18 protein-coding genes and 1 tRNA gene are annotated in these 24,738 nt (G+C 66.9%); 5 read left to right on the top strand and 14 right to left on the bottom strand.

The window, feature by feature from the left end:
* The 10 genes from dpdF to Dvina_RS01690 form a co-directional block, all read right to left on the bottom strand.
* Window positions 1–2,586, bottom strand: coding sequence for a protein DpdF (gene dpdF, locus Dvina_RS01735; RefSeq protein ID WP_223100620.1), 2,586 nt, complete (start codon window positions 2,584–2,586; stop codon window positions 1–3).
* Entirely contained in the window at window positions 2,576–5,854 is a 3,279-nt protein-coding gene (gene dpdE, locus Dvina_RS01730; protein ID WP_246655960.1) for a protein DpdE, read from the bottom strand. The genes dpdF and dpdE overlap by 11 nt, the downstream gene beginning before the upstream one ends.
* A gap of 178 nt (window positions 5,855–6,032) precedes the next feature.
* Complete coding sequence (gene dbpB, locus Dvina_RS01725; RefSeq protein ID WP_246655959.1) at window positions 6,033–7,085, bottom strand: DGQHR domain-containing protein DpdB; 1,053 nt, start codon at window positions 7,083–7,085, stop codon at window positions 6,033–6,035.
* Entirely contained in the window at window positions 7,070–8,428 is a 1,359-nt protein-coding gene (gene dpdA / locus Dvina_RS01720) for a tRNA-guanine transglycosylase DpdA (RefSeq protein WP_246655958.1), read from the bottom strand. The genes dbpB (Dvina_RS01725) and dpdA overlap by 16 nt, the downstream gene beginning before the upstream one ends.
* Window positions 8,425–9,567, bottom strand: a complete 1,143-nt coding sequence (dbpB, locus tag Dvina_RS01715; RefSeq protein ID WP_246655957.1) for a DGQHR domain-containing protein DpdB — start codon at window positions 9,565–9,567, stop codon at window positions 8,425–8,427. The genes dpdA and dbpB (Dvina_RS01715) overlap by 4 nt, the downstream gene beginning before the upstream one ends.
* On the bottom strand, window positions 9,567–10,556 hold the full coding sequence (locus Dvina_RS01710) for a hypothetical protein (protein WP_246655956.1): 990 nt from the start codon (window positions 10,554–10,556) through the stop codon (window positions 9,567–9,569). The genes dbpB (Dvina_RS01715) and Dvina_RS01710 overlap by 1 nt, the downstream gene beginning before the upstream one ends.
* Window positions 10,557–10,684: 128 nt before the next feature.
* Window positions 10,685–11,044 carry a 6-carboxytetrahydropterin synthase QueD gene (queD, locus tag Dvina_RS01705; protein ID WP_223100618.1) on the bottom strand — a complete coding sequence of 120 codons (360 nt, stop codon included), beginning with the start codon at window positions 11,042–11,044 and terminating at the stop codon, window positions 10,685–10,687.
* A complete protein-coding gene (queE, locus tag Dvina_RS01700; protein WP_246655955.1) occupies window positions 11,041–11,679 on the bottom strand; it encodes a 7-carboxy-7-deazaguanine synthase in 639 nt (212 codons plus the stop codon). The genes queD and queE overlap by 4 nt, the downstream gene beginning before the upstream one ends.
* An 8-nt stretch (window positions 11,680–11,687) precedes the next feature.
* Window positions 11,688–12,389 (bottom strand): 7-cyano-7-deazaguanine synthase QueC, encoded by a 702-nt coding sequence (gene queC, locus Dvina_RS01695; protein WP_223100617.1) that lies wholly within the window; start codon window positions 12,387–12,389, stop codon window positions 11,688–11,690.
* Between the two features lie 1,203 nt (window positions 12,390–13,592).
* Window positions 13,593–13,665: transfer RNA gene (locus Dvina_RS01690), tRNA-Thr, on the bottom strand.
* Between the two features lie 218 nt (window positions 13,666–13,883).
* Between Dvina_RS01690 and Dvina_RS01685 the strand changes: the two genes are divergently transcribed.
* Complete coding sequence (locus Dvina_RS01685; RefSeq protein WP_223100616.1) at window positions 13,884–14,975, top strand: ABC transporter ATP-binding protein; 1,092 nt, start codon at window positions 13,884–13,886, stop codon at window positions 14,973–14,975.
* Between the two features lie 100 nt (window positions 14,976–15,075).
* Here Dvina_RS01685 and Dvina_RS01680 read toward each other — a convergent pair whose 3' ends face one another.
* The 3 genes from Dvina_RS01680 to cysS are packed head-to-tail and all read right to left on the bottom strand — an operon-like array spanning window position 15,076 to window position 20,239.
* Complete coding sequence (locus Dvina_RS01680; RefSeq protein WP_223100615.1) at window positions 15,076–17,712, bottom strand: Hsp70 family protein; 2,637 nt, start codon at window positions 17,710–17,712, stop codon at window positions 15,076–15,078.
* Window positions 17,713–17,741: 29 nt separating this feature from the next.
* Window positions 17,742–18,827: a 23S rRNA (guanosine(2251)-2'-O)-methyltransferase RlmB gene (gene rlmB / locus Dvina_RS01675; protein ID WP_223100614.1), complete on the bottom strand. Its 1,086-nt coding sequence runs from the start codon at window positions 18,825–18,827 to the stop codon at window positions 17,742–17,744.
* Between the two features lie 5 nt (window positions 18,828–18,832).
* Window positions 18,833–20,239: a cysteine--tRNA ligase gene (cysS, locus tag Dvina_RS01670; protein WP_223100613.1), complete on the bottom strand. Its 1,407-nt coding sequence runs from the start codon at window positions 20,237–20,239 to the stop codon at window positions 18,833–18,835.
* A 34-nt stretch (window positions 20,240–20,273) separates the two neighbouring features.
* On the opposite strand from cysS, the gene Dvina_RS01665 reads away from it, so the two are divergent.
* The 3 genes from Dvina_RS01665 to Dvina_RS01655 all read left to right on the top strand — a co-directional run bounded on the left by Dvina_RS01665 (window position 20,274) and on the right by Dvina_RS01655 (window position 22,277).
* Window positions 20,274–20,912: an IclR family transcriptional regulator gene (locus tag Dvina_RS01665; protein ID WP_380030782.1), complete on the top strand. Its 639-nt coding sequence runs from the start codon at window positions 20,274–20,276 to the stop codon at window positions 20,910–20,912.
* Window positions 20,913–20,946: 34 nt separating this feature from the next.
* On the top strand, window positions 20,947–21,750 hold the full coding sequence (locus Dvina_RS01660; RefSeq protein ID WP_223100611.1) for an endonuclease/exonuclease/phosphatase family protein: 804 nt from the start codon (window positions 20,947–20,949) through the stop codon (window positions 21,748–21,750).
* Window positions 21,751–22,094: 344 nt separating this feature from the next.
* Window positions 22,095–22,277, top strand: a complete 183-nt coding sequence (locus tag Dvina_RS01655) for a hypothetical protein (RefSeq protein ID WP_223100610.1) — start codon at window positions 22,095–22,097, stop codon at window positions 22,275–22,277.
* On the opposite strand, the gene Dvina_RS01650 is transcribed toward Dvina_RS01655, so the two are convergent.
* Window positions 22,274–23,005, bottom strand: a complete 732-nt coding sequence (locus Dvina_RS01650) for a hypothetical protein (RefSeq protein ID WP_223100609.1) — start codon at window positions 23,003–23,005, stop codon at window positions 22,274–22,276. The two genes, Dvina_RS01655 and Dvina_RS01650, sit on opposite strands and share 4 nt — an antisense overlap.
* Window positions 23,006–23,264: 259 nt before the next feature.
* Between Dvina_RS01650 and Dvina_RS01645 the strand changes: the two genes are divergently transcribed.
* On the top strand, window positions 23,265–24,650 hold the full coding sequence (locus Dvina_RS01645; RefSeq protein WP_223100608.1) for a cytochrome P450: 1,386 nt from the start codon (window positions 23,265–23,267) through the stop codon (window positions 24,648–24,650).
* The last annotated feature ends 88 nt before the right edge of the window (window positions 24,651–24,738 follow it).

Raw genomic sequence — 24,738 nt, 5'->3', positions numbered from 1 at the left:
TCACAGCGCTCCTAGGGCGGTCTCAAGCGACAGCGAGGCATCGCAGGTATGCCGCAAGACGACGTGGGGTCGTTCAGGATCAGCGAGATCGCGGGGATGGATCAGATAGGTTGGCACCCGATCCTGCAGACGTGCACGGATGACGGATGGCAGCGCGGCAGAATCATCGGCGACCCAGACGAGCGGTCCTGAGAAGGAATCGGTGAGGTCGTCATCGTGGTCTACGATCACGGGCTTCGGCCAGGCGTCGCGCTGCACCCGGCTCGCCAGTGCAGCGGTCACTCCTGGGCCGGCAAGCACGCCTAAGCCTCGACGGGCATACTGCGACAGCAGTTCGGGAAGAAGGTCGTCCCGAGAAACCGGGTCACGCCACCAGATGCTCACCCACTGGCGGGCGCCACGTGCAACCGCGAGCGGATCACCCGATTCGTGCCACTGAGCGACCGCAGGATGTGGTTCACCGCCGTCTCGATAGAGGGCCGTGCCGCTGCGGTCGTCAGGATGCTGCCGGCATTGCGGACAACCACGGCAGTTCACCGCCGTGGACAGAACGCCGCCCCGCCACGGCGTCCGGTAGTAGTCGCCGAGGATGTCCCCAACGCACCGGTCACCTCGGACCAATGCTCGAAGTTGGTCGAGGGCGGCGGTCTGCTGCCTGCCAACCAACGTTCGTTGCGCCTCGAACGCTTGGCCCCAATACGACTCGTCGTTCGCCTCGCCGTCTCGCAGCTTGAAGACAACGCGAGCGTCGAGGGCCGCGAAGTACTGATCGAGATGCGTCTGCCATTCAGGTTCCGACTCATCTGCCCGCCGGGTCGGCGGCTGTGGTTCCTCGCGAGTGATCAAACGTGCGCGCGCCATCAGGTTCAACGTGCGGACGTTCCACTGACGATTCTGCTCCGACTCATCGAGCAGGTGCGACGGGAACGTATCCAGACTTGTCTCGTACCTGCCATCACCGAGATCGCGGGCGGATCGATACATGGTTCGCCATCGGTCCCAACCCTTCTTGACGCTGATAACGATGTCGCGGTTGAGCTTTACGGCCGTGGCGTCGTCGCCCGGGGCGATTGTCAGGTACACCACCGAGGGACGACCGTCGCGTCCGCTGCGCCCGACCTCCTGGTAGTAGCGGTCGATCGTCTCGGGCAAGCACGCGTGGACGACGCTGCGGACGTTGGACATGTCCAGGCCGAGACCGAATGCTGAGGTGCCGACGACCACGTCGTGCTCAGTAGGAACCGGTCGGCCATCACGATCCTCACCGCGCCAGCCCATCACGGCTGCGCGACGCTGGACATCGTTCAGATCGCCGGTGACCTCTGCTACGCGAAGGAGGCCCGCTTCCCGGAGCTGTCGGGCCCACCGGCGTGCATCAGCCTTCAACGACGTGTATAGGACCAACGGCCTTGGGAGGTTGCTCACCGCATGCAACACCGCGGCGTTGCGATCCTGTGCCGTCGTGAAGCGGTCCACAAAATACGACGGCTCGCGGCGGGTCTGCGATGCCCAGACCAACTCGGTCCGGCCGGGCTGCCCGAACAGTTCCTTCAGCGTCTGGATCTGCTGTTCTGTGAGGGTGGCGCTCATGGCCACCGTGACGGGCTGGCGGCTCGTCGGCGCAAGAGCAAGCCAAGATCGGCGCTGGCCGCTCATCGCTTGGAACTCTGGACGGAACTCGTTGCCCCACTGCTCGACCAGATGGGCCTCATCGATAATCAGATGCGTCAAGTAGCCCTGGCGCGCAGCGTCGTCAAGCGCCTGGCTGAGGCCGGTTAGCACCGCTTCTGGAGCGGCGATGACGACGCGTTGCCGGCCGTCTCGGATGTCGCGTCGGATGGCCTGCTTGACATCCTCAGGGGTTCCGCTGGTGTAGGAGTAGCACCCGCTGGGGCTCTGCGACTCGCCGAGCGACGTGACCAGGCCACGTAGCCGGCGTTCCATGTCCATCGCCAGGACAACCGTTGGCACCACGACAACAGCCACTCCGCGTTGCCGGGTCGCTGGTAGCACAGCAGCCCAGGCCACCTCCGTCTTACCCTGGCCGGTAGGCAGGCACACGATCGTCGTGCTGCCAGGCGGGGCGGTGACCACAGTGCGAGCGGCCTGCCGCTGCCCGAGCGACGTGTACTGCCGGAAGTCCTTGCCCAGTCCACGACTCCAGAACGGATCGGCGAGGTGCGTCATCGTGCGATCCGAGCGGCCGGCGTACACCTCCTGCACCTCCGTTGCGGCGGCATCATCCGACGCGACGGCTCCCGTAGGCGGATACCAGACCCGTGCCGTGACCGAGAAACCGTCAGCGGTGGACAGCGCTTCGCAGCCCAGTTGTTCCCATTGCCTGCGGCTCGGCAGCCCTCTGCCGTCGGGGACGGCGAGGGGCCAACTGCCGCCGTGACGCGCCTCGTTCTCGAGCAGCACCTGGCGGGTGAGTGCCGCCACATCGCGCCAGCCCGCTGTCTTGCCGTTCAGGCCAACGAGTGCGTCCCGGAGGCGGCCGCAGATACCGGAGACGGGTAAATCCGCGGGCACGTCGGGCCAGGTCTTCCACAGTTCCTGAGCCTCGGCCCAGCCGTCAGCTTCCACCCGATGCCGCCCCAAGTTCGCCGCCCACCACACAGGTCACCGCCATCAGCCGGATGTCCGGTCGGCTCAGGGCATCGATCAGAGCGGCCTCGACCTGAACGTCATTCAGGTAGCTCTGCGTGTCGGATAGCAACTGCCCGGCGTGCTGTCGTGCCTGTGCCTGTGCCCTGCGAATGGAGAGCGCGCGGCCGGCCTCCTGCTGAGCGCGTTCCGCTCGCTGCACCAGTTGCGCTGAGCGGATCAACTCGTCACGGGCGCTGCGCTCAGCGCGCCGGGCGGCTGCGCCCAGGCCCTCCGTGTCGCCGAAATGGCTCCAGAGGCGGGATATGCGCTCGTCATTGAGGTTGAGGTCGCCACGAACAGGCGAGTACGGTGCCTCCAGCCATCGCAGCAGTTGGAGGTCCTCGACGGCCCGGTCGGTTTCCGCGGGCAGCCAAAGCCGGTGGATCAGTGGCGGGAGGATTGTGTCAGCCTGACGTCTCAACGCCTGCCGGGCGTCAAGTTCGTCACCGACGAGATCAAGCGCTGCGTCAATGCCAGCCTCCACAAGGAAGTCGAAGCCGAAGTATGCAACGAGGTCACGCCTGCGCATACCAGGTCGCCAGAGCACACAAGCTTGCCCGCGGTCGTCGACTGCGATCACGGTCGCAAGCAGATCGACGAACGGGTTCCCGAGCCGAAACAGCGGCGTTCCGGATACGCGCAGTGCTGTGTTGCGGTTGAAGGTCCCGCGCATCGCACTGGGTGAGACCGTGCGGCCGGACAGGGCGAGCAGCCGTGGCGATACTAGAGGATCGGCTCGGGCTCGCTCGAACCGCATGATGTGCCGGGTCGCTCCGTCGGGGTGAACGGCGAAACGAAGTCCGCCCGCCTCACTACCTGCGTACGAGCGCATCGCCCGTTCGTGTGCGCCCCAGCGCATCTCTGTCGCGGTGATCGCCTCAGCGACGACCCGGCCGAGCGTCCCTTCGTGCACAGCCTCCAGGGTGTCCATCCCGTCGATTTCGCGGCGCTCCTGCTGAAGCGCTCCAGTAACCGCGTTACTGGAGGCGAGCATCGCCTCCGGTCCTTCACGCAGGGCGACTTCCCAGATGTCGGTCGTCAACCGGTCGAGGATGTCCTGCAACGCAGACACCGACTCGTCGAAGATCCTAACCGCATCCGTGAGTAGGGACGCCCATGCAGCGGCGAAGGAATTTTCGACGTGCCCGGCGGCGATGACGTACTGCGTGGCGGCTCGGGCGCCGCCGCCGAACGCGCCGGCGAACCGGTCGGCGCGACCTAGTCGTTGCTCGCAACGGTTCGGCGACCATGGCAACCGCATGTGGATGACAGCGTCAGCCTCTTGGAGATTCACGCCGTCTTCGGCACTGTCGTCGGCGATGAGCACACCGCCGTCGGCGAGCCAGCGTTCCACGGCGACCGCGCTCGCGGCCGCTCCCTGACTGTGCGTATGCTCTACGACGCTCACTCGCCCGAGAGACGCCAGAGCGTCGGACAGTAGGAAAGCAAGGCTCCCGGCACCGCAGAACACCACGACTCGTTTGTGCTGGGCGAGTGCGCGAGCGAGGAAGCGGGCGTCGAAGTCGCGGCCGCCGGGGTCCTCGCTGAGCTTCCGCAGGGCGGACTCATCCGCCGGCAGGAGGTCAGGGGCGGTGAGGAGGTTGCGTTCCTGGTCGGTTAAGCCAGCACGCTGCGCAGCCATGTCGTCGTGGTGGACGCGCCATCGCATGGCATCGCGCATGTCCTCGGAGAGGCCATCGCTGCGCGAGGCCAGGACCGCAAGGGCAAGTCCGTAGGCCCCGGCGCGTTCGTCGGCCTCGTGGTCAAGCAGCCAGCGCGCGACGTCCTGTTGCCAGGCCAGGAGCAGTTCTCCTGCCCGCTCCACCTCGCCAACTCGGATATTCAGCATCGAGGGACGTTGCCGGCCGGTAACCTCGAACGGCAACGCGTCAGCATGGTCGTCGTCCGCTGCTGCCAGGACGTTGTGTCGTCGATGGCGGATCATGCGTCGGTGCAAGCGGTACGTCTCACTGATGTGCGCGCGAAGGGCGTCGACCCTCGTGCGTAGGCGCTCTCGCTGATCCTCTTGTACTAAGTCGCCATCGGGCGTCAAGAGGTCCAGAACCTCTGCGGAAAGCGCGTGGAATGCAGTGTCGCCAGGAATGAGATCCGAGATTTCTGCAACGGCGCCGGGCAGCAGCGGCTCGAAGTCAGCGTCCAGTCCGAAGACGGCATTGGCAAGGACCCGTCGCGTACCGAACCGCTGGACGAATTGCGGGTAGTCGTCCCAGCGGTAGAGGACGGGATCCAGCAGGTGCAGCAAGCCCAGATGCGCTTGCGGTCTGGATGTGGACGGCGTTGCCGACAGAAGCAGCAGCCGTGGCGTCGAGTGTGCCAGTTGGGCAAGTTCCCGATATGGCGACAGGCTCGGCTCGGCGGCGTCGGTCAACCGATGTGCCTCGTCGACCACGACCAGGTCGAACCCGTGGTATTCAGTCCACCGCCCCGGTGTCTCGTGGCGCGTGATCTTCAGCGTCGCAGACGGGAAGTCGTCGATGAAGAACTTGCCGCGTAGTTCGCGGTCCCATTGGTGGCGCAGCATGTCCGGGGCGAGTACGACGACTCGACAGTCGGGCTGGTCGAGCATGCGCTGACGGATGACGAGTCCCGCTTCGATGGTCTTCCCGAGGCCCACCTCATCGGCCAGCAAATATCGCTGGACCGGGTCGCTGAGCACGGTCAGGGCGGCCTGCACCTGATGCGGATAGATTTCGATCGCCGCCGACAGCAGCGCAGGCAGGTTGGCGCAAGTGGCGCGTTGTTCGATCAGGCTTCCGAGCATGGGCAGCCGGGCGTCGCGGAAGTATGGCGATTCGTTAACGCCGGCGGCGAGCACCTCAACGGGAGAGGTGATCGGTTTGTCCCACCGTACCCGGAGGTGTTCACGCGGGACCTGGTAGTCGATGTCCTTGTTTGGAAGACGCACGAAGTACACGTCGGGGCCGCCCCCGAGGATGCGGCCAGCCCTCCATCGCCCCGTGTCGGGATCTTGCCAGTAGACCCTCGTCTGCGGCAGCAACAGCACTGCTCGACATTCACGAGTTGGAACCCACCAGGACTGTGCGATCGGCGTCGCGATGGAATCGAAGGCGTCGACTCGCAGGTCCTCGCCGCGATCGGCACCGACTCTTCCAACGCCAGGCACGTTCGGATGGACTACAAACTGGCCGATGGGCATCGTGATCGAGGGAGGAGCTTGACGCACCCAGGCAGAGTACCGACAACCTGCGACGACAGTCATCAACCGCGACGTTAATGTATGCGCCGATCTGGTGTAGCACGCCGCATGTGGTGGTTTCGGGTTGCCCGGACGGCTGATGCGGTTCCTACGCGACGGCTAGGGGTGGTCGTCGCGTAGGTTCCACAGGCTAGGCGGCTACTTCCTAGGCAGCTTGAGCCAACCGCGCGGCGCGGTAACGGTTCTGAAGAAAGTTGGAGATCCGTTGGATGTCGCGGGGGGTGTTCTGGATGTCGTTCCACTTGCGGACGACGCCGTCCGCAAAATGCCAGTCTCCCGAGGTCCAGTGACAATCGTCGGCGATGGCTTTGAGATGGACGGCGAAGTCGTCGGCTTCGACGATTCCGTCACCACGGTCGCGGTTGTGGCTGATCTCGTCCATCAGATAGCCGAGGCTGATGATACCGGCACCGTGCATGAGTCGGGATTTGCGCGGCGGGAGGCCCCAGGCGTCGGGAAATACCTTCTGGACTGCAGTCCAGAAGTTGAAGAGCACAGTCAGCATAAACCCGTTGTTCGGCAGTGCCTCGTCGTTGCGAAGCTTGTAGAGGGCGCCATCCGTCAGACTGGTTTCGAGCATGCGCAGGATGGAGTTGTCCTTGATCACACCTTTCGGATTCGTCGGGGTTTGGATCATGTGATGCAGTGGTGAGCGGCTATCAAAGTTCAAACGTTCGAGCAATGTGGCCGGCAGTTGTCGCACGCGGAGTGGGACAGGTAACGATCCAGACGCGCCGGGCAGCAACTCATGAATGAGGCCCTTGGGCAGCGCCTTTGTCGAGTTCACCAGAATGAACTGACTGCGCTGGTCCGATGTCTCGCTGGTGATGAAAGCGCTGATACTGACCGGAAAAGCGTCCACGTTTGCATCCCGGATGGCGGCGCATCGTTGCTGCCCGTCGACGATGAATCCGGGCCGGTCGCGCTCCGGGCCATCGACGACTGGGATGACGAGCGTGCCGCTACGGACATAGGTCGGGCTGCCCGCATCCCCTGGTCCGGGCTCGAAGCGGACACGTTCGTCGAAGGCGATGACGATCGAGTTCGGCAGCAGCGGGCTGGTGTCCGTCTCAATGTAGCGGCGGATGGCCGCGACGTGCGCGAGGGCTTCTGGCCGCTGGTATCCGTGCAGTTGCGTCTCGACGTCACGGCGGACACGGGACACTGTGGCGATCTGCGGGACTAACTTGCCGTCCATGGCGAAGGTGTAGAGACGGCGTCCATGTCCTTGCTGGATTTCGAGGGCGGGAAGACGGAGTTCTCCTGCCGCGATGCTGGAGCGGGAAGAACGCCTAGTTGTGGACACTCCGTGTTCCTTCCTCGTTGTTCGCGAAGCCGTTGTTCAAAGACGTATAAATTGTGAAAGCCGCGCCGCTTATTTCGTTCGGAGCCACGAAAAATTACGATCTCGATACCGACTGATGTGCAGAGGTCACACGGACAGTCTCGCCACGGCCGGTCTGACAGTGTGGCGCGATACTGGGCACCACGGTCGGTCTTGCCGTCCCACAGAGCGCTGTACTCAAGGAGTGCGTCGACGACGGGGTCAACATCGATCTCGTTCGCATCGAACTGACGGAGGCGGCTCAACGCTGTCCGCTCAAGAGCCATCGCTTGGCCCTGGCTGATTTCGCCGGACCGGATACGAGTTTTGAGTTTGGTGTTGCCGTCGACCTGCGGTACGCGCAGCGCGACGTAGGTTCGGCTAGCGGTGTAGTAGTTGTCGCGATCGTCCTTGAATGCCTGCCGGAACGGCGATGTGCTGTCGAAACTGGTCACGCCGTGACTCGCGAAGGTGGGGACGTCGTCGCATCGGCTGACACCGAGCAGATGCAGTTGTGTGCTCGGGTCGCGGACGTCGTCGATCGCCCGCAGGCAGGCGAGGATTTCCACGGTTTTCAGCGGGACCATCCCCCCTAGCGCGATACGCCGATAGCCGATGCGCTGCAGGACGACGACGGCGTCGGCGTACGAGGCCGGACTCCAGCCCTGGGCGACACCGACCGGCGCGAAACGGACCTTCCGGTCGATGCAGCGTGTCCAAAAGTCCTGGGCCAGTTCGAGTGTGATGTCCTGACGGCGTAGCCATTCGGCGGCTCGGTCATCGGTTCGGGTCGCGATCGGGTCGTACTGGAGAATGATGTGATCGACCGCAATGCCGTAGTTGAAGCCGCACCCGTCGTAGAAGTCGATCACCTCGTCGACGGTGTATGGCGGAAACTCCTCAGCGACATACGAGAAGGCGCCGCAGTCACCGATGATCTCCAACGGCGTGTGGCCCCGATCAAGCCGGAAGAAGCGGGCTGCTCCCTCCCGGTAGAGCCGATGGCGCTGCGCAGCGGTGTATTTGCCGGTTCCACCGCCAGCCTGTCCGTCCACGATGGACTTCGAGACCAGCAGACCGTCGAACGGCGCCTGGGTCAGCGCCTCGTGGGCATACAGGTCGTCGCGCTGTCGAACCCTGAAGGGATCGCGCTCCTCGGACACGAAGTCAAAACTCGGGTCGACCTGATCCTGGCTGTCGGGGAAGAAGAACTTCATCGCAGCCCCGCTTGGGCGTTGCGATGCACCCTGATGAGATAGTTCGACAACGCATTTGCGTCCCGGGTGGTGTTCTCAACCTCGTTCCAGCGCATGTTGAGGCCTTCCCATGTTCCGGACGTCCAATGGCAGCACGGAGCGACCAGCGCGAGTTGCTCGCGGATCAATTGCGGTGCGTCCTCTCCGCGTGGATCGACGATGCCCAGGATGCGGTCCATGAGCCGGCCCATCGCACGCACGCCGGCGCCGTGCATGAGTCGGCTCTTGTCGGCGGGTTTGCCCCAGGCATCCGGGAAGGTGTCGCGTACAGCAGCCCAATAGGCGTAGAGCGCATGCAAGATCCCGTCGAAGTCGGTCTCGTTGCGCCCGACGTCACGGTAGGGAAACAGACAGCCTGAGGACGTCAAACTTTCCTTGATCATTTCAACGATGCCGGTGTCAGTGATGACGGCATGGGCGGCGTGTGCCTTGGCGGTGGACGCCCGCCGGATCATGCCGCGCAGCGGTGAACGCTCGTCCGTGTTAAGCAAGTCGCACAACTCGGACGGTGCCCTGCGGATCGCCAGTCTCGGTGGTAGCGGGCTGTCAACCTCCGGAAGGAGTTCCGTCACCAGTCCGCGTGGCAGTGGCTTGGTGTTGTTGATCCGCAGAAACTGATCACGTTGCACCTTCACCGCGTCGGCAACGAAGCCTGTCACCGGGACGGGAAAATCCTTCTGGCGCATGCGCGACAAGGCGAGCGCGCGTTGCTGGCCGTCGACGATCCACGCCGGCTTCGCCTGTCCGGCTCGGGGCAGCGGAATCGTGAGGGTTCCGGTGATGCCGAGTTCGTCGCCAGGCAGCCGATCCCCGCGAATCTTCTTGAAGTGCACCCTGGAGGACAGGGCCATGATAATCGGGTTAGGGAAGACGGCTCCGTCGGCGTTGAGGTAGTCGACGATCTCCTGGATGTGTTTACGAACCTCGGGACGCTGGTAACCGATCAGCTTGCCGGTCTGATCGCGGCTGACTCGAGAGATGTCCGCGACGCGGAGGACTTCCTCAGCCCGTAGCGTGAATACGTACAGGGGGTAGGTGGAACTCTGCGCGATGCACAGAGCTCGACGCGTCAGAGAGTCGACAGACGTCTTTGCTGGCATCAGGCGCTCCCCACGCTGGCCGTAACCTCCGCGAAGAGTTGACCGAAGCGGGCCTGCTCGCAGGATTGCCCTGTTTTGCGGAGGCGCCGCAGCAGTCCGGTGGCGGTGCCTAGCTCGTCGGCCAAATGCGATCGGATGAACGCGCGGACCTGCTCATCGGTAAGTCGTCGTCCTGCAGGGCGCGACGGGGCAGCGGACACGGCATCGGTCGCGTGTTGCAGCCTGTCCTGCATTTCGCTGCGGTTCAGCCCAGCCGATCCGAGAGAGGAACTCCGCAGCAGGTACGCCGCCGCGCGCACGTTGAGTGACAGCAGGCTGCCACCGAAGGTTGCCTGGAGCCGGGCGGAGACTGGGACTACAAGATCACCAAGGTCGGCGTTGGACGGGCCGAGGACGCTCAACTGCTGAGTGTCCCGCAGGTGGTTGGCAGCGTCGACGATGTCCGGTGCGCACGCTCGCTGATAGGCGTCGGACAGGACCGCGATGATGGTCGAGTCGGGGTCGCGCCGGCTGAGGTCAGCGATCGACCGCGGTTGGCCGGGTTCAGGCCCGGGCCATGCCGTCAGTCGCCTCCACCAGTCGCGGGTGCTCGCGCGATCCTCACCCACCGAGTCCGCCATGCCCAGCGCGAAGGTCGCCGCGTACGGCTGGATGTTTGCTGAGATGCGGATCAGGCCGTACCCCGCAGAGCACACCCAGAGGTGGGTCGTGCGGGACGGAAGCAGGTGGGCAAGGGTTTTCGCGATCTGCCAGTGCTCACCTGCATAGAGGTTGGTTGCCGGTAGGGCCGCTGCGCCGGCTGTCGCCAGGCGATACGTCCACGCGGAAAAGCGGTGGCCGGGACGCCTCTCCCGCAGTCCTGCCAGGCGCAGACGCGCCGGCACCTGCTCGGTCTTACGGTTAGCGCAGGTCACGACTACATGGATCGGAGCCCCGGTGTGAGTCGTGCTGACAGCGGTGGCCTGCAGCTGCGCGGAGTTGTCATTCACTAGACGGGTCCAGTCGATAGTAGAGCATTGTGACGACCCGCTATATGGATCTCGTTCCGGGCGATTCCCCCTCGCGGCGCGGGACGCTGGCACGTCCGGCCGTGTCGTCGCAGCGGCGTTGCCGACGCTCACCCCTGACCCCGATACACACAGCCGGAGGTGCAGGTCTCGCGTACGGTGATCGCCGAAAGCGGCAGCTGGTCGATCAGCCGTTGCCAGACCCACCGCGCCAGGTTCTCGCTGGTCGGGTTCTCCAGTCCGGGCACCTCGTTGAGGTAGTAGTGGTCCAGTTGGTCGTGCAGTGGCTGGAACGCCTTCTTAATGTCGCCGAAGTCCATGACCCAACCGCTTGTCGGATAGACCGCGCCGACCACGTGCACCTGGACCCGGTATGAGTGTCCGTGCAGCCGAGCGCACTTGTGCCCCTCAGGCACTTGCGGCAGTCGGTGGGCCGCCTCAAATGTGAACTCCCGGTAGATCTCCATCATGCGATCCCCAGGTACTTGTGCGTTTGCAAGCTCAACTGCCACTGAGGGTGCGCGAGGCAGTACGCCACGGCGGCGCGGGTGTTCGCCGCTACGTCGGGACCATCCATAGGCTGCAACCGTAGATGTGTAAAAGCCATGTCTTCAAAGCACTCCGGAGGTGCGCCGGGCTGTGGGTAGACGAGTTTGAGATCATCGCCTGCGGTCAGGACGACCTCGGCGCTGGCCTTCGGACTGACGCAGATCCAATCGAGACCGGCCGGAGTTGGCAGCGTACCGTTCGTCTCCACTGCAACTTCGAAACCCTCATCATGAAGCGCCGCGACGGCGGGGGCGTCCAGTTGCAGCAGCGGCTCCCCTCCCGTGCACACCACATAGGGACGACTGCGCACATGAGGAAGGCCCTGCCAGGCCTCGGCAACCGCCATCGCCAGTTCCACAGCGGTTTCGAACCGGCCGCCACCAGGACCGTCTGTGCCGACAAAATCGGTGTCGCAGAACTGGCAGACGGCACGATGTCGATCAGACTTCCGACCGGTCCACAGATTGCAGGACGTGAACCGGCAGAACACCGCTGGTCTCCCGGCATGGCTACCCTCACCCTGCAGGGTGTAGAAGATTTCCTTGATCCGATACACGGCTGCCCTCAGTGCTGCGCCGACATCAGGGCAGGGTCGGTCATGCCAACCTCGGCGAACCCTCGGCCGCGCAACAGGCACGAGTCACAAGTCCCACAAGCCCGTTCACCGACCGGGTCGTAGCAACTGTGGGTGAGTGCATAGTCGACACCTAGATCAAGCCCGCGGCGAATCGTGTCCGCCTTCGTCAGTTCGATCAACGGCGTATGGATCTTCAGCTGCTGACTGCCTTCCACCCCCGCCTTGGTGGCCAGATTGGCCATCCGCTCGTACGCCTCGATGTATTCCGGACGGCAGTCCGGGTAGCCGCTGTAGTCCAACGCGTTCACCCCGATGAAGACATCAGACGCGCCGAGAGTCTCCGCCCAAGCCAGCGCGAAGGACAGGAAGATCGTGTTGCGCGCCGGGACGTACGTCACTGGAATTTCGTCGTTGCCCAACTCCGCCACGTCCTCGTGGTGGGGCACAGCAATCGCATCATCAGTGAGTGCGGAGCCACCGAAAACCCGAAGATCGATATTTGCCACTACGTGGCGCTCGACACTCATCGCGGCAGCCACCCGCTCCGCCGCCTGGAGTTCGACGGTATGCCGCTGCCCGTACCGAAAGCTAAGTGCATATAGGGCAAAGCCGTCATGCCGGGCAATCGCCAAGACGGTTGCCGAGTCCAAGCCGCCGCTGAGTAGGACAACCGCCTTGCGCTGCGTCATGTCTATGGCCTGGCCTTCCGCTCGTAAAACTGCAGCACCGCCGGACAACTACACCCATGTAGTTTCAGTCCGGCATGCTACCCAACCGTTGGCGCAAGATCGAGCCCACACCGCACAGTGAGCCACCCGGGTTCTCCCGTTCGCTCCTGTGGGCACCCCGCGGTTGGCAGATCCGGGCGCTCAGCAGCAGGGTTGAACGTAGAAAACTACAAGATCGATGCCAAGCCGAAGGCTGCAGTTTATGGGTGTCATCAGCGTTTATGCCACTGCCCACAGGCACCGCGAAAACACCGGCACCGCACACGTTCATCATGAGCGGGGCTCGGCGCGCCCTCTGTGCCGTCAATGCGCGTACCGCGCCATCTGGAGTGGGTCGATGATCTATGGATCGCCGCCGTCCGGCAGGCTGCGGACGCGGTAGACCCTGGAGCCACCAGGGCGCCCCCTGACGGTGGTGACGTTGTGACAGGTTAGAGAAGCAACCCGCTGCGTTCCGCGATCATGCCGACGAGGCGCCGTATACCAGCCCGACACCGGTCACGCGCATGCTGACCGGCAGTGACACCGATCCCCGTCCACGTTGCCGTGGTCGCGGTGGCCTGGACGATCTTCCGTTCTTGCACCGGCCAGACGTCGCCCGTTGGTGTTCGCGTGTCGGAGTTCAGTGTTCTGGCCGAGATTGTTCCGTCCGCAGCTGCACCGCGGACGGTCTCGCCCCACCGGAGACCCCTGATCCTGGTTTTCGAGGTGCTCGCGTCCGCCCATCACGACCCTGGCGGTGGGTTCCGCAGTCATCCCGTCGTGGTCGTCGGTATTCGGACGCCTTGACCCACGGCGGCACCGCGATGGTCATCGATCACATAAGCGCCGTGCGCGACAACAATCCGAGGTCAATGGTCACAAACACGCAGGACGCGCCGCAACCAGACTATGGTCCAGCGGAATTAGGAAACCGTTGCAGTGTGACTCGACCCGAGGCCGGCACGCGGAACGCGCGTCATGAGCTGCAGCGGTAAAAGCCTCAGGGCGCGGCAAGCCTGGCTGGGCAGCAGATGTGGCTGTGATCGCGCTCGGTCGAGCAAAGTCGGACCCTCGCTCGTAGCACCGATCCGTCGAGCACGGAATGAGCACGGCACGCCGACGGGAACCCGGTCGGGCTCCGCAGCTTGTGCAAGAGATGCAGCTCAGAGGCGTGATCGGGAGAGCCGACGGCGGGACTTGAACCCGCAACCTTCCGATTACAAGTCGGGTGCGCTACCAATTGCGCCACATCGGCCTACGCCCCTGATCCTACTTGGTCGCCCCCGCGCCGCGCGCGCCACATACCGCCCGCCCAAGGCGGTCAAAACCGGACCAACCCCCACGTCGACCTTGGCAGCGGGGTGTTCAGCGCCTAAGGTGAGCAACACTCCGTGTTCTGCGACGCTGCAGGGCGGAGAGAACTTCTACTCGGATCGTCCGGCACGTTCCTGCCGGTGGAAGGTGGCTACTCCTATGGCTACGGTCACGTACGCGAAAGCGTCGCGGATCTACCCGGGCACCCCTCGCCCCGCGGTTGACCAGCTTGACCTCGAGATCGGGGACGGCGAGTTCCTGGTGCTCGTCGGTCCGTCCGGTTGTGGCAAGTCGACCTCGCTCCGCATGCTTGCGGGGCTCGAGGATGTCGACGCCGGTGACATTCTGATCAACGATCGTAACGTTACGCATCTGCCGCCGAAGGCTCGGGACATCGCCATGGTGTTCCAGAACTACGCGCTGTACCCGCACATGACGGTGTACGAGAACATGGCGTTCGCGCTCAAGCTGCGGAAGACGCCGAAGACCGAGATCGACCGGCGCGTCAAGGAAGCGGCCGCGATGCTGCAGCTCGAGGACTACCTCGGGCGTAAGCCGAAGGCGCTCTCCGGTGGTCAGCGTCAGCGTGTCGCCATGGGCCGGGCCATCGTGCGTGAGCCGCAGGTCTTCCTCATGGATGAGCCGCTGTCGAACCTCGACGCGAAGCTGCGTGTGCAGACCCGTTCGCAGATCGCCACGCTGCAGGCCAAGCTCGGCATCACCACCGTGTACGTCACGCACGACCAGGTCGAGGCCATGACCATGGGCCACCGGGTCGCCGTGCTGCTCGACGGCGTGCTGCAGCAGGTCGACTCGCCGCGGGCGCTGTACGACCGGCCGGCCAACGTCTTCGTCGCCGGCTTCATGGGCTCGCCGGCCATGAACATCAAGACCGTGCCGCTTACCGACCAGGGCGGCCGCTTCGGCGACGTCATCCTGCCGCTGTCCCGCGAGCAGATCGCGGCGGCGCAGTCGGACGGCGCCAACGGGCGGGTTACCGTCGGGTTCCGGCCCGAGGACACGGACCTGGTCGGGCCGAACGACGGTGGCATCCCGATCACCGTCGACCTGGTGGAGGAGCTCGGCTCGGACGCCTACGTGCACGGCACCGTGGCGCTCGAGGGCCAGGACGAGCGGTTCGTGGTCCGCGCCGACCCGCGCCGCACGCCGCGCCTGACCGAGATCGTGCACGTTCGCCCGCACGCGAACACCCACCACGCGTTCAACGCCGCGACCGGCCGCCGCATCTAAGCAGCAAAAAGTCGCATCTGAGCAGCAACGAGAGCCGCATCTAAGTAGCCAAGAGAAAAGGGCGGTCCCGACACCGGGGCCGCCCTTTTCCGTGGGCCGATCAGGCGAAGGCCCAGATCTGCAGCTTCCCGTCGCCGACACAGGCGATCTTCGTGGCGTTCCACGAGCAGCTCTGCCCCGCGACCTTCGGCAGCGTGCCGAGCGCGATCCGGTCGCCCGAGGAGACCGTCACGCCGGTGAGCGTCACGTCCTCGTCGTACGCGCCCGGCGCCTTCGCGAAGAACAGCAGGCTGCCGTTCGTCACCCGCGCGCCGAATGCGCCCTGGTCCTCCGGCTTCAGCACCTGCGAACCGTCCTCGCCGAACAGCCGCGACGATGGGGTGCTGCCGGTCGGCGTCGTGGCCAGGATCGACTTGCCGACGGGGATCAGTGCGCTTGTGCCCTTCGCGTCGCCCTGCCAGACCTGCTTCTTGTCCGTGACGGAGATGGAGCGCAGGATGGTGCTCCCGGCCGACGAGTCGGAGTCGAGCACGCAGAGCCGGTCGGTGCCGCAGGCGGCGACGTCCTCGATCTGACGCTTGTCGTCAGGCGCCGTGAACAGCTGCTCGGGCTCGCCGTCCTTACTGAGGTCATAGGCCTTGACCGTGTACTTCGTGCTGGAGCCGTAGACGAACAGGCGCTCGCCGTACATCGCGAACTTCGCGGAGCTGCCGGCCGTGTTGCTCCACGAGCGCACAATCTTGCTGCTCTGGTTCCGGAGATTGATTGTGTCGCCGTCGATCGTGATGAACTGTGTGCGCGACTTCAGATCGCGGTTGGTCGGGGCGCCGGTGAGGTCGGACGGTCCGGTCTGATCCCCGGTGACGATCGGGCCGAGCAGGTCAGTGCTGTTCTTGTCATCGTCAAGCGTCCATTTGTACTTCCCCGCCCAGTCGTAGGCGTTCGTCTTCTTCGTCTTCACCGAGTGCTGAATCCACACGTCCGCGAGGAAGTACACGGCGTCGCTCGTGCCGTACTCCTGCTTCGCCTTCTGCTTGCCGTCCTCGCCGACGAGCACGAGCACCGGGACCGTCCCGCCGCTGCCGATGAGCATGACGCCGCTGGGGTTCGGATACACGTTCCAGCGGTAGTTGTCGTCGCCGAGGTCGTACTGCCAGATCTTCTTCTTGTCGTCCAGGTCGTACGCCACCAGGTGCACCTGGTTCTTGTCGGTGGTGTACAGCGCATAGGTCCGCGAACCGAGCGTCGCCGTCACCGGATAGTTGATTTTGTCGCCCAGGGCGAGCGAGCCGGCCGCGGACACCGTCTTGAAGTCGACCGGGTTCACCCTGTCGCGGAAGAAGAACCAGTAGCCGGCCGCCCCGACCAACGCGAGCACGACGACCGCCGCGACCGCCCCGAGCAGCAGGCCGGTCCGATTCATCCGAGGCGGGGCGGCGACCGGGATGCGCTGCGATGGTGGGGCCGGAAACTGCGCGCTCGGCGGACCGCCCTGCCCGTAGCCCATAGGCGCAACGGAGACTGGAGCGCCGCCGAAGCCGCCGGAGACGGGAGAAATCGGTGCGGCCGGAGGCGCCGAGGCCGGTGCCGAAGGTGGTGTCGAATGCGGAGCCATCGGCATACCTGAAACCGGAATGCTTTCGGTCTGGTAGGCGACAGCGGGTACCAACTCCGCCAGAGCGCCCTCCGCGACCGGCAGTTCGGGCTGCTCGAGTACCGTCGGCGCAATCCCCAGTTCGGCGTGCAGCAGCCGCGCGGCCAGCGGGAGTCGCGACGAGCCGCCCACCAGGAACAGTCCGGCGAGCTGATCGGGGCGCAGACCGGCGCTGTGGATGACCTTCCCGGTCTCCCACACGGCCCGCCGGATGAGCGGGTCGGTGACCCGCTCCAGCTCCTCGCGCGTGAGGTGCAGCGCCTGGTCCTGCCCCGGCACCGTGATCGGCGCATTCGTGGAGCGCGAGAGCATCTCCTTCGCGCCGCGGATGTCGTCCCAGAACAGCCGGCGATCGCGACGCTGCGTGGTCGTGGTGGGGTGCTGGAGCGCGGCCCAGGCGCCCTGGGCGGTCTGCGCTATCACGTTGCCGAGGTGCTCGACGATCGCCGCGTCCACGTCCAGGCCGCCCAGGTCCTCGAGGCCGCCTGAGCCGATGACGGAGAACCGGCCGTTGTCGTTGCGCACGATCGCGATGTCGAGCGTGCCGCCGCCGAAGTCGAACACGGCGAGTGACGAGCCGACGGCGACCGGGCGGCGCAGGACGTCGGCGAAGTACCGGGCCGCGGCGACCGGCTCGGGGGTCAGCCGCACCGGCGGCCAGCCGGCCCGGCGAGCGGCCTCGGCCAGGGTGTCGCGGCGGCGGCTGCCCCAGGCCGCGGGGTACGTGAGGATCGCCGGCGGCAGGAACCCGACCGCCTCGACCGAGGCCCGGGCGACGGCGGCCAGGATCGCCGCCAGCAGGTCGACGGTGTTGATCTCGCGGTCGCCCAGCAGGACCGCCGGCTCGTCGATGCGCCGCTTCGGGTTGGGCTCGAAGCGCGACGGGTCGAGCCCGGCCATCCGCTGCGCGTCGCGGCCCACGTGGATGCGGCCGTGCTCGTCGACGTACACGCCGGAAGGCATGATCGGCGCGCCGTCGACGAGCAGCGGGCGCGTACGGCCGTCAGGGTGGCGGATCACCGCGACGGTGTTGGACGTGCCAAGGTCGACACCGATGGCGAAGCCCTGCTGAGGCTGAGTCACCGGCTCATATTAGGTGCGTGGGTAAAGATCTACAGTCGGCGACGACGGCTGACTTCGGCCAACGTCACGGCGGCGGCGACTGAGGCGTTCAGGGACTCGACGTCGGAGACCATGGGGATGCCCACCCGTAGGTCGCAGGTCTGGCCCACCAGGCGGGACAGCCCGCGGCCCTCGGAGCCGACGACCACGACGAGCGGGCCGGCCGCCGCCTCCAGGTCATAGAGCGATGTCGCACCGTCCGCGTCCAGGCCGGCGACGACGAAGCCCTCCTCCTGGCACCGCTTCAGCGACCGGGTCAGGTTCGTGACCTGCGAGACCTTGACCCGGGCGGCCGCCCCTGCGCTGGTGCGCCAGGCGGTTGCCGTGATCGCGGCCGAGCGGCGCTCGGTCAGGAAGACGCCCTGGGCGCCGAACGCGGCCGCGGAGCGGATGATCGCGCCGAGGTTGCGCGGGTCGGTGACGCCGTCCAGCGCGATGAGCAGCGGCGCCGTCGACTCCAGCGAGGCGGCGACGAGGTCGTCGAACGGCTCGTACGCGTACGGAGGCACCTGCAGGCCGAGACCCTGGTGCAGGACGCCGCCGGTCATGCGGTCGAGCTCGTTGCGGGTGATCTCCAGGATCGCGATGCCGCGCTCGGCCGCGGTGCGCACGGACTCCTTGATGCGCTCGTCCATGTCGATGCCGATGGCGACGTAGAGCGCGGTGGCCGGGACGTGCGTACGCAGGGCCTCGACGACCGGGTTGCGGCCGACGAGCAGTTCCGGGCCGTCCTTGGGCTGCGCCGACTTGCGTCCCGGGGAGACTCGCGTCTTGGCGATGGACGACGTCTTCTTGGCGCCGAACGGCCCCTTGCCGGCCGTCCGCTTCGTCCCCGGCTGGCCGATCTTCGGCGCTCGGCCCTCAACGGCCGCCGCGCGCCGCTCCTTGTCCTGCTTCCATGCGGTCTTCGAGGGCAGGGGCTCGTCCCCCGAATACCCCTTGTGCCACGGCCGTTCGTCAGCGGGCAGGGTGCGGCCGCGCCCGGCGAGGGACTGGCGGTTCTTACCACCGGAGCCCTTCGAAGCGCCCTTCTTGGAAACGACGCGCTTGCCGCGGCGCTCGGAGTTACCTGGCATGAGTCTCAGTGCTCCAACGTCCATCGTGGACCGGCCGCGGTGTCCTCCACCACGACTCCGGCCGTTTTGAGCTGGTCGCGGACGGCGTCCGCGGCGGCCCAGTCCTTGCGTGTGCGGGCCGCGGTGCGCTGCTCCAGCGCGAGTGCGACCAGTGAGTCTACGACTTTCGTCAAATCACCGGTGTCGGTCGAGCGCCACTGCGGGTGCAGAGGGTCGATGCCAAGGACTTCCAGCATCGCTCGTACCTCAGCCAGCGCCGCCCGCACCGCCACCTCGTCGGCCGCCGTCAGAGCCGCGTTGGCGTCGCGCACCGCATCGTGCACGACGGCGAGGGCCCGCGAGGTGCTCAGGTCGTCGTCCATCGCCTCGGCGAACGCGGCCGGAATCTCCCCGACCTCGCCCTCGCCGAACTGCTCCGCGGCCCGGAGCACGAAGTTTTCGAGCCGCCGGTAGGCGACCGCCGACTCCGCGAGCGCCTCGGGCGTGTAGTCGATGACCGAGCGGTAATGGGGCGCGAGGAGGTAGTACCGGACTTCTACCGGACGTACACCCAAATCCTCCAATGCCTCGAGCGAGACCACGTTGCCGAGGGATTTGGACATCTTCTTGTCGCCCAGGTTGAGCAGCGCGTGGTGCACCCAGAATCGGGCGAACCCGTGCCCGGCCGCCCGCGACTGCGCGATCTCGTTCTCGTGGTGCGGGAACTGCAGGTCGAGTCCACCGCCGTGAATGTCGAACTCGGTCCCGAGATAGCGCCAGCACATCGCCGAGCACTCGATGTGCCAGCCCGGGCGCCCCGGCCCCCAGGGTGAGGGCCAGTTGACGTCGGCCGGCTCGTCGGCCTTGCGCCCTTTCCAGAGCGCGAAGTCGAGCGGGTCGCGCTTGGCCCGGGCCGGCCCGTCGGCCGCGGCCTCCATGGCATCGGGCCGCTGGCCGGAAAGCGCGCCGTAGTCGGCGTAGGACCGGACATCGAAATACACGTCGCCGCTGCCGTCGATCGCCTCGTACGCGTGCCCGTCGGCGATCAGCTGCTTGATCAGCTCGTGCATCTCCGGAATGTGCCCGGTGGCCCGCGGCTCGTAGGTCGGCGGCAGCACGCCGAGCCGGAGATAGGTCGCGGCGAGCAGCCGCTCGTTGGCGTAGGCGATCGACCAGAACGGCTGCCCGGCCTCGGTGGCCTTGGCGATCACCTTGTCGTCGATGTCGGTGATATTGCGGATGAACGTCACCGAATAGCCGGACTTGAGCAGCCAGCGGCGCAGCACGTCATAGTTGACGCCGGAGCGAAGGTGGCCGATGTGCGGTCCGGCCTGCACGGTGAGCCCACACAGGTAGACGCCGACCTGCCCGGGCGTCAACGGGACGAAGTCCCGGACCGATCGGCTGGCGGTGTCATACAGGCGTAGGGTCACGCGGTCAAGAGTAACGGAGAGCGGCCTATAGCCTGTGACCGTGGCAACCGAGACGGCGCAGACGCTCGACCGCGGTCTCCGCCTCCTCCATCTGGTCGCCGACACCCCCGCCGGCCTCACGATGACCGAGGCCGCGGAGGCGCTGGGCGTGGGCCGCGCCGTCGTGTATCGCCTGGTCGCCACGCTTACCGAGCACGGCATGGTCCGCCGCGACCGCGCGGGCCGGCTCCGCCTCGGCGCCGGCCTGCTGCACCTGGCCCGCCGCGCCCAGCCGCTTGTCGCCGACGCCGCCCTTCCGGCACTGCGCCGCCTGGCCGAAACCGTTGGCGCGACGGCCCATCTGACAATCGCGGACGGCGGTGAGGCGTACGCGCTCGCGGTCGTCGAGCCGAGCTGGACGCAGTTCCACGTGGCGTATCGCACCGGATCGCGCCACCCGCTCGAGCAGGGCGCGGCCGGCAAGGCGATCCTGGCCGGCCGCCGCGGCGACTACGCCGCCGTGACCACGACCGGCGAGCTCCAGCCCGGTGCCCACGGGGTCGCCGCGGCCATCCCCCAGGTCGAGGGCCTGGAGGCAAGCGTCGGGGTGGTCGCCCTCACTGCATTGGATCCGGCATCGGTACCTCCCGAGGTGACGACGGCCGCCGCCACGATCGCGAGGGCTCTGTCCTGACAACCGGCGCGCCCCGCCGCGCGTCAGTTGGTCCGTGGTCAGCCTGGTGCAGAACTTCTTGCCGTGGAGCTTTCTCGGTGTCGTGGTCATGTTCGAGATCGCTCTCTGGACGAGTACAAGAGCCGCGTTTCTGGGTTTTGTCGTGAGCGGCGCCATGTGGATGAGCGCCTTTGGCGGGGCGTTGCTCCCGGCGGACGGCCGGCCGGCCGATCTCGTGGTCGTGCAGCACAACTTCAGCGACGAGAACGCCGATCCGGCCGGCACCGTGCGGGTGCTCATGGAGGTGCAGCCGGACCTCATCGGGCTGGAGGAAATCACCCGGGAGATTCACCTCCCGCTGCGGTATCGGGCGGTTTTCGGAACCGTCGGGCTCTGGTCGCGCTATCCGATCACCGAGGCCGAGCCCATCGACATCAAGCCGCACGGACTCCAGGCGGAGTGGCGGCGCGGGTTGCGGGCGGTTGTACGCGGAGTAGTGATCTACGTTGTACACCTTCCGTCCGTGCGCATGCGGCTCAATGGGTTCGACACGGCGTGGCGGGATGACAGCGCTCGGCAACTGGGTGCGCGGCTGGGCGGCGAGCGGTCACCGGTGCTGCTGATCGGGGATCTCAACGGGACCGTCGACGATCGCGGGCTCCGACCGATCACGCGGCAGATGACCACCGCGCGCACCGGCTTCGCCTGGAGTTTTCCCGCGGCGTTTCCGGTCGGGCGGATCGATCAGGTCATGGTGCGCGGGGGCGCGGTGACTGTCGTGTGGACGCTTCGCGCCACCGGGAGCGATCATCTTCCGGTCGCGGCGCGAACGCGGGTCGGGGCATCCGCAGCCATCTAGAGATGCGAAGACTTCTTCCTCCCGTCGCGTGCCTCGTGCTGCTGGCCGCCCGGCGCCGCGCAGATCGCGGTCCCGAGCCAAACCGCGCGGTATCGGCTGTCCGCCGATGCCCACCGCAACGCCGCTTGTTGGCCGCTTGCGACATCCGTGCGGGCCGAGTGGACGTTCCGCTCGGGCGAAGCGGGCGAGGGCCGGCCGCCGCCCCTGCTCACGGCCCGCTTCGATCCGCGCCCCGACCGGCACAACCGTACCGGGCGGCGGCCCGTTCGGGCTGCCGATGTCCGTCGAACGCCCGGAAACGAGCACCCCGGCGGGCACCACGAGCGCGCAGGTGGACGTCGCGAATGTGCAAGTTCGACGACGGCCGCACGTGGCGAGCCGCGACCGTCGCGCGCGCCGGCGCCGGGTGGCTGGTCATCGTCAGGCACCCGGCGCGCGGCTACGCGTCGTTGCGCGCCACGGTCACCGATGGGGACGGGAACTCCGTGCGGCAGACGGTGCTGCGCGCGTACCAAATCGGGGTCTAAAGGCCGAGCACCTGGGTGAGCAACTCTCGGGTCCGGTCGGTCACCATGCCGATCGCCGGGCCCAGCGCGTGCTCGCGGACCTCGGCATGCGCCTCGGGTGCGGGGCACATGAAGACCGCGAGCACGCGCAGGGAGCGCAGTTCGCGTTCGCCGGTGCGCCCGGTCAGCCACGGGTACGTCCCCGGGAGCCCGGCCGCCAGAGCCTCCCAGACGCGGTCGGCCACGAGCTCGGCGACGGCCCGGTCGACCTTGGGGCGGTGCTGCGCGCGCGACGAGCTGATCAGCGCGCTCTGCATCCACTTGTCCACACCGTTGTCCAGGCGGCCCATCGCCTCGGCCCCGCGGACCAGCCCCACCAGCAGATCGCACCAGCCGTGATCGGCGAACTCGCGCCCGATCGCGACCGGGTCCGCCAGCTCGGCCGTGATCCGCTCCCACGGCGCCCGCGCGAGGCCCTCGGCCAGGGCCTCCACCTGCTCGGTCACGGTCGGCTGGGCGACCGTGGGCTCGGCGACGTTGGCCTGGCGGGTGTGGCGGCCCTCGACCGAGAGCCAGCCGCTGATGTCGATGCGGGCGAGGTCACCGACGATCTCGCGATTACGCTGGTTGCGGCGCAGGGCATGCCGCGCGGGCGCCCGCTCCAGCACCCGGTCCCGCCGGTTCCACCGCTGGGTCCGCTCGGCGTTCGGCCCGATGGCCAGATCGAGCCACGCTCGCCAGCCGTGCAAGGATCCGCCGCAGCTGCCGCAGTGACAGGCATGTCTTTGCCCGTTCGAGCAACTGTCGTTGTGACGACCGGTAGCCACACTGCATCACCGACCTTCAGTTCCAGTCACGAACACCCAGCGTCACACGCTTGTTACCCCAGTCCATAGACCTGAACAGATGCATGAACGCATGAATCCGTGCCGATTTTTGTTCGTACAGGCGTTCGAAAGCGGGTAGGGTTGGGGAGTCGGCTCGTACCGTCGCGGGAGGTTTTCGCCAGTGCTGTTCAACCCGGTCGCGAACGTGAGCGGCACCTCTGACCTGCGCATCATCGCCGGTGACGCCGCGGTGGGCCAGGCGTTCTGCGACCCGCTGACCTTCGCCGGCCAACCCGGCTCCGACCTCGACCCCCGCGTGCGCGAACTGCTCCGCCTGGTCTGGCCGAGCACACCCGCACAGGCCCGCCTGATGTGGGGCGCCCGCATCGCCGCCCGCGCCCGTCAACACCCGATCGACGAGCTGGTGCCCGAGGTGATCGCCGACATCATCGGCCTGCCCGCGGCCGTGCTGCGCTCCCTCAACCCCGAAGAGCCGACGCAGCATCTGTACTCCCAGCTGCTCGCCCTGGTCCGCTCGCGCCCCGCCGCCCGGCCGGAAACCGTGCTGGACGAGCTGCTGTTCTGGCGCGGCCTCGGCCAGGACCGCGTGTCTCTCGACGCGGTAGCGGCCCTCGTCACCGCGCTGACCGCCTCGGTGTGGGACGCCACCACGATGCTGCTCCCCGCCCTGCTCGACGCCGCCCTCACGGCCACCGACAGCCCTGGCCTCGACGACACCCACCTCGGCGGCACGGGTCATGACGGCGTGCCGGTCGCGAACACGGGTCTCGAGCGCGCCCAGCTCATCGGCCCCGGTCCCTCCCGCGCGCCCGGCGCGAACGCGGATGTCGATCGCACTCGGCTCGGCGGCCCTGGTCCCTCCCGCGCTCGGGACGCGAACGCCGATCTCGACCGCACCCAACTCGGACGCGGGGGTCCTGATCTTGCGCGGCCCGGCGACACGGGTCCTGAACTTGCGCGGCCCGGCGGCACGGGTCCTGAACTTACGGGGCCTGGCGGTATGGATCTTGAGCCAGCACAGCTCGGGGATTTGGAGCGCGACCACGATCCGTTCATGGGCGCGGGTTTCGACTGCTCGCCACTTGCCGACGCCGGTGCCGGCTTCGGCCCGGCGCGGGTCGCCGACTCGGACTCCGATCGGGCCCGGCTCGTGGAATCGGTGCTGCGCAACGGACCTGGGGTGATCGGCTGGCTGCGGACCACGACCCAGGCGGTGCTGCTGGACGGCGAGCTGATCCCGGCCGGCCAACGCTGCCTGCTGCTTGTCGACGCCGAGGAGCCCGCGGGCGCCGGCCGCCGGACTCGCGAGCCGCTGCGGACGCTGCGCTGGCTCTCGGCCGACGCGCCGAACGGGGCCGGGGCGATGTTCGCGCGACTGGTCGGCAACGCATTGCCGGCGCTGCCGACCGAGCTCGCCCGTGTCCCCCGATTGGAGGAATTACCGATCCGCTCCCCTCGGCGGCTCCAGCTGATCCTGCGCGCCGCGATCTCACACGGCACCCCGGCCACCGTCCGCGCCCAGAGCCGCCGGACCCGCCGCGCTTGACGAACGGCACTCGGCCACCACCCCGCGGCATGCCGGCACCGCTTCCTGCCGGCATGCCCGGCGGCGGCCGACGCGTTGCATGCTCGTC

The organism is Dactylosporangium vinaceum, from assembly GCF_019904175.1.
GTDB lineage: Bacteria > Actinomycetota > Actinomycetes > Mycobacteriales > Micromonosporaceae > Dactylosporangium > Dactylosporangium vinaceum.
The sequence above is the reverse complement of the archived record's forward strand: the minus strand, read 5'-3'. Positions and strand labels throughout refer to the sequence as shown.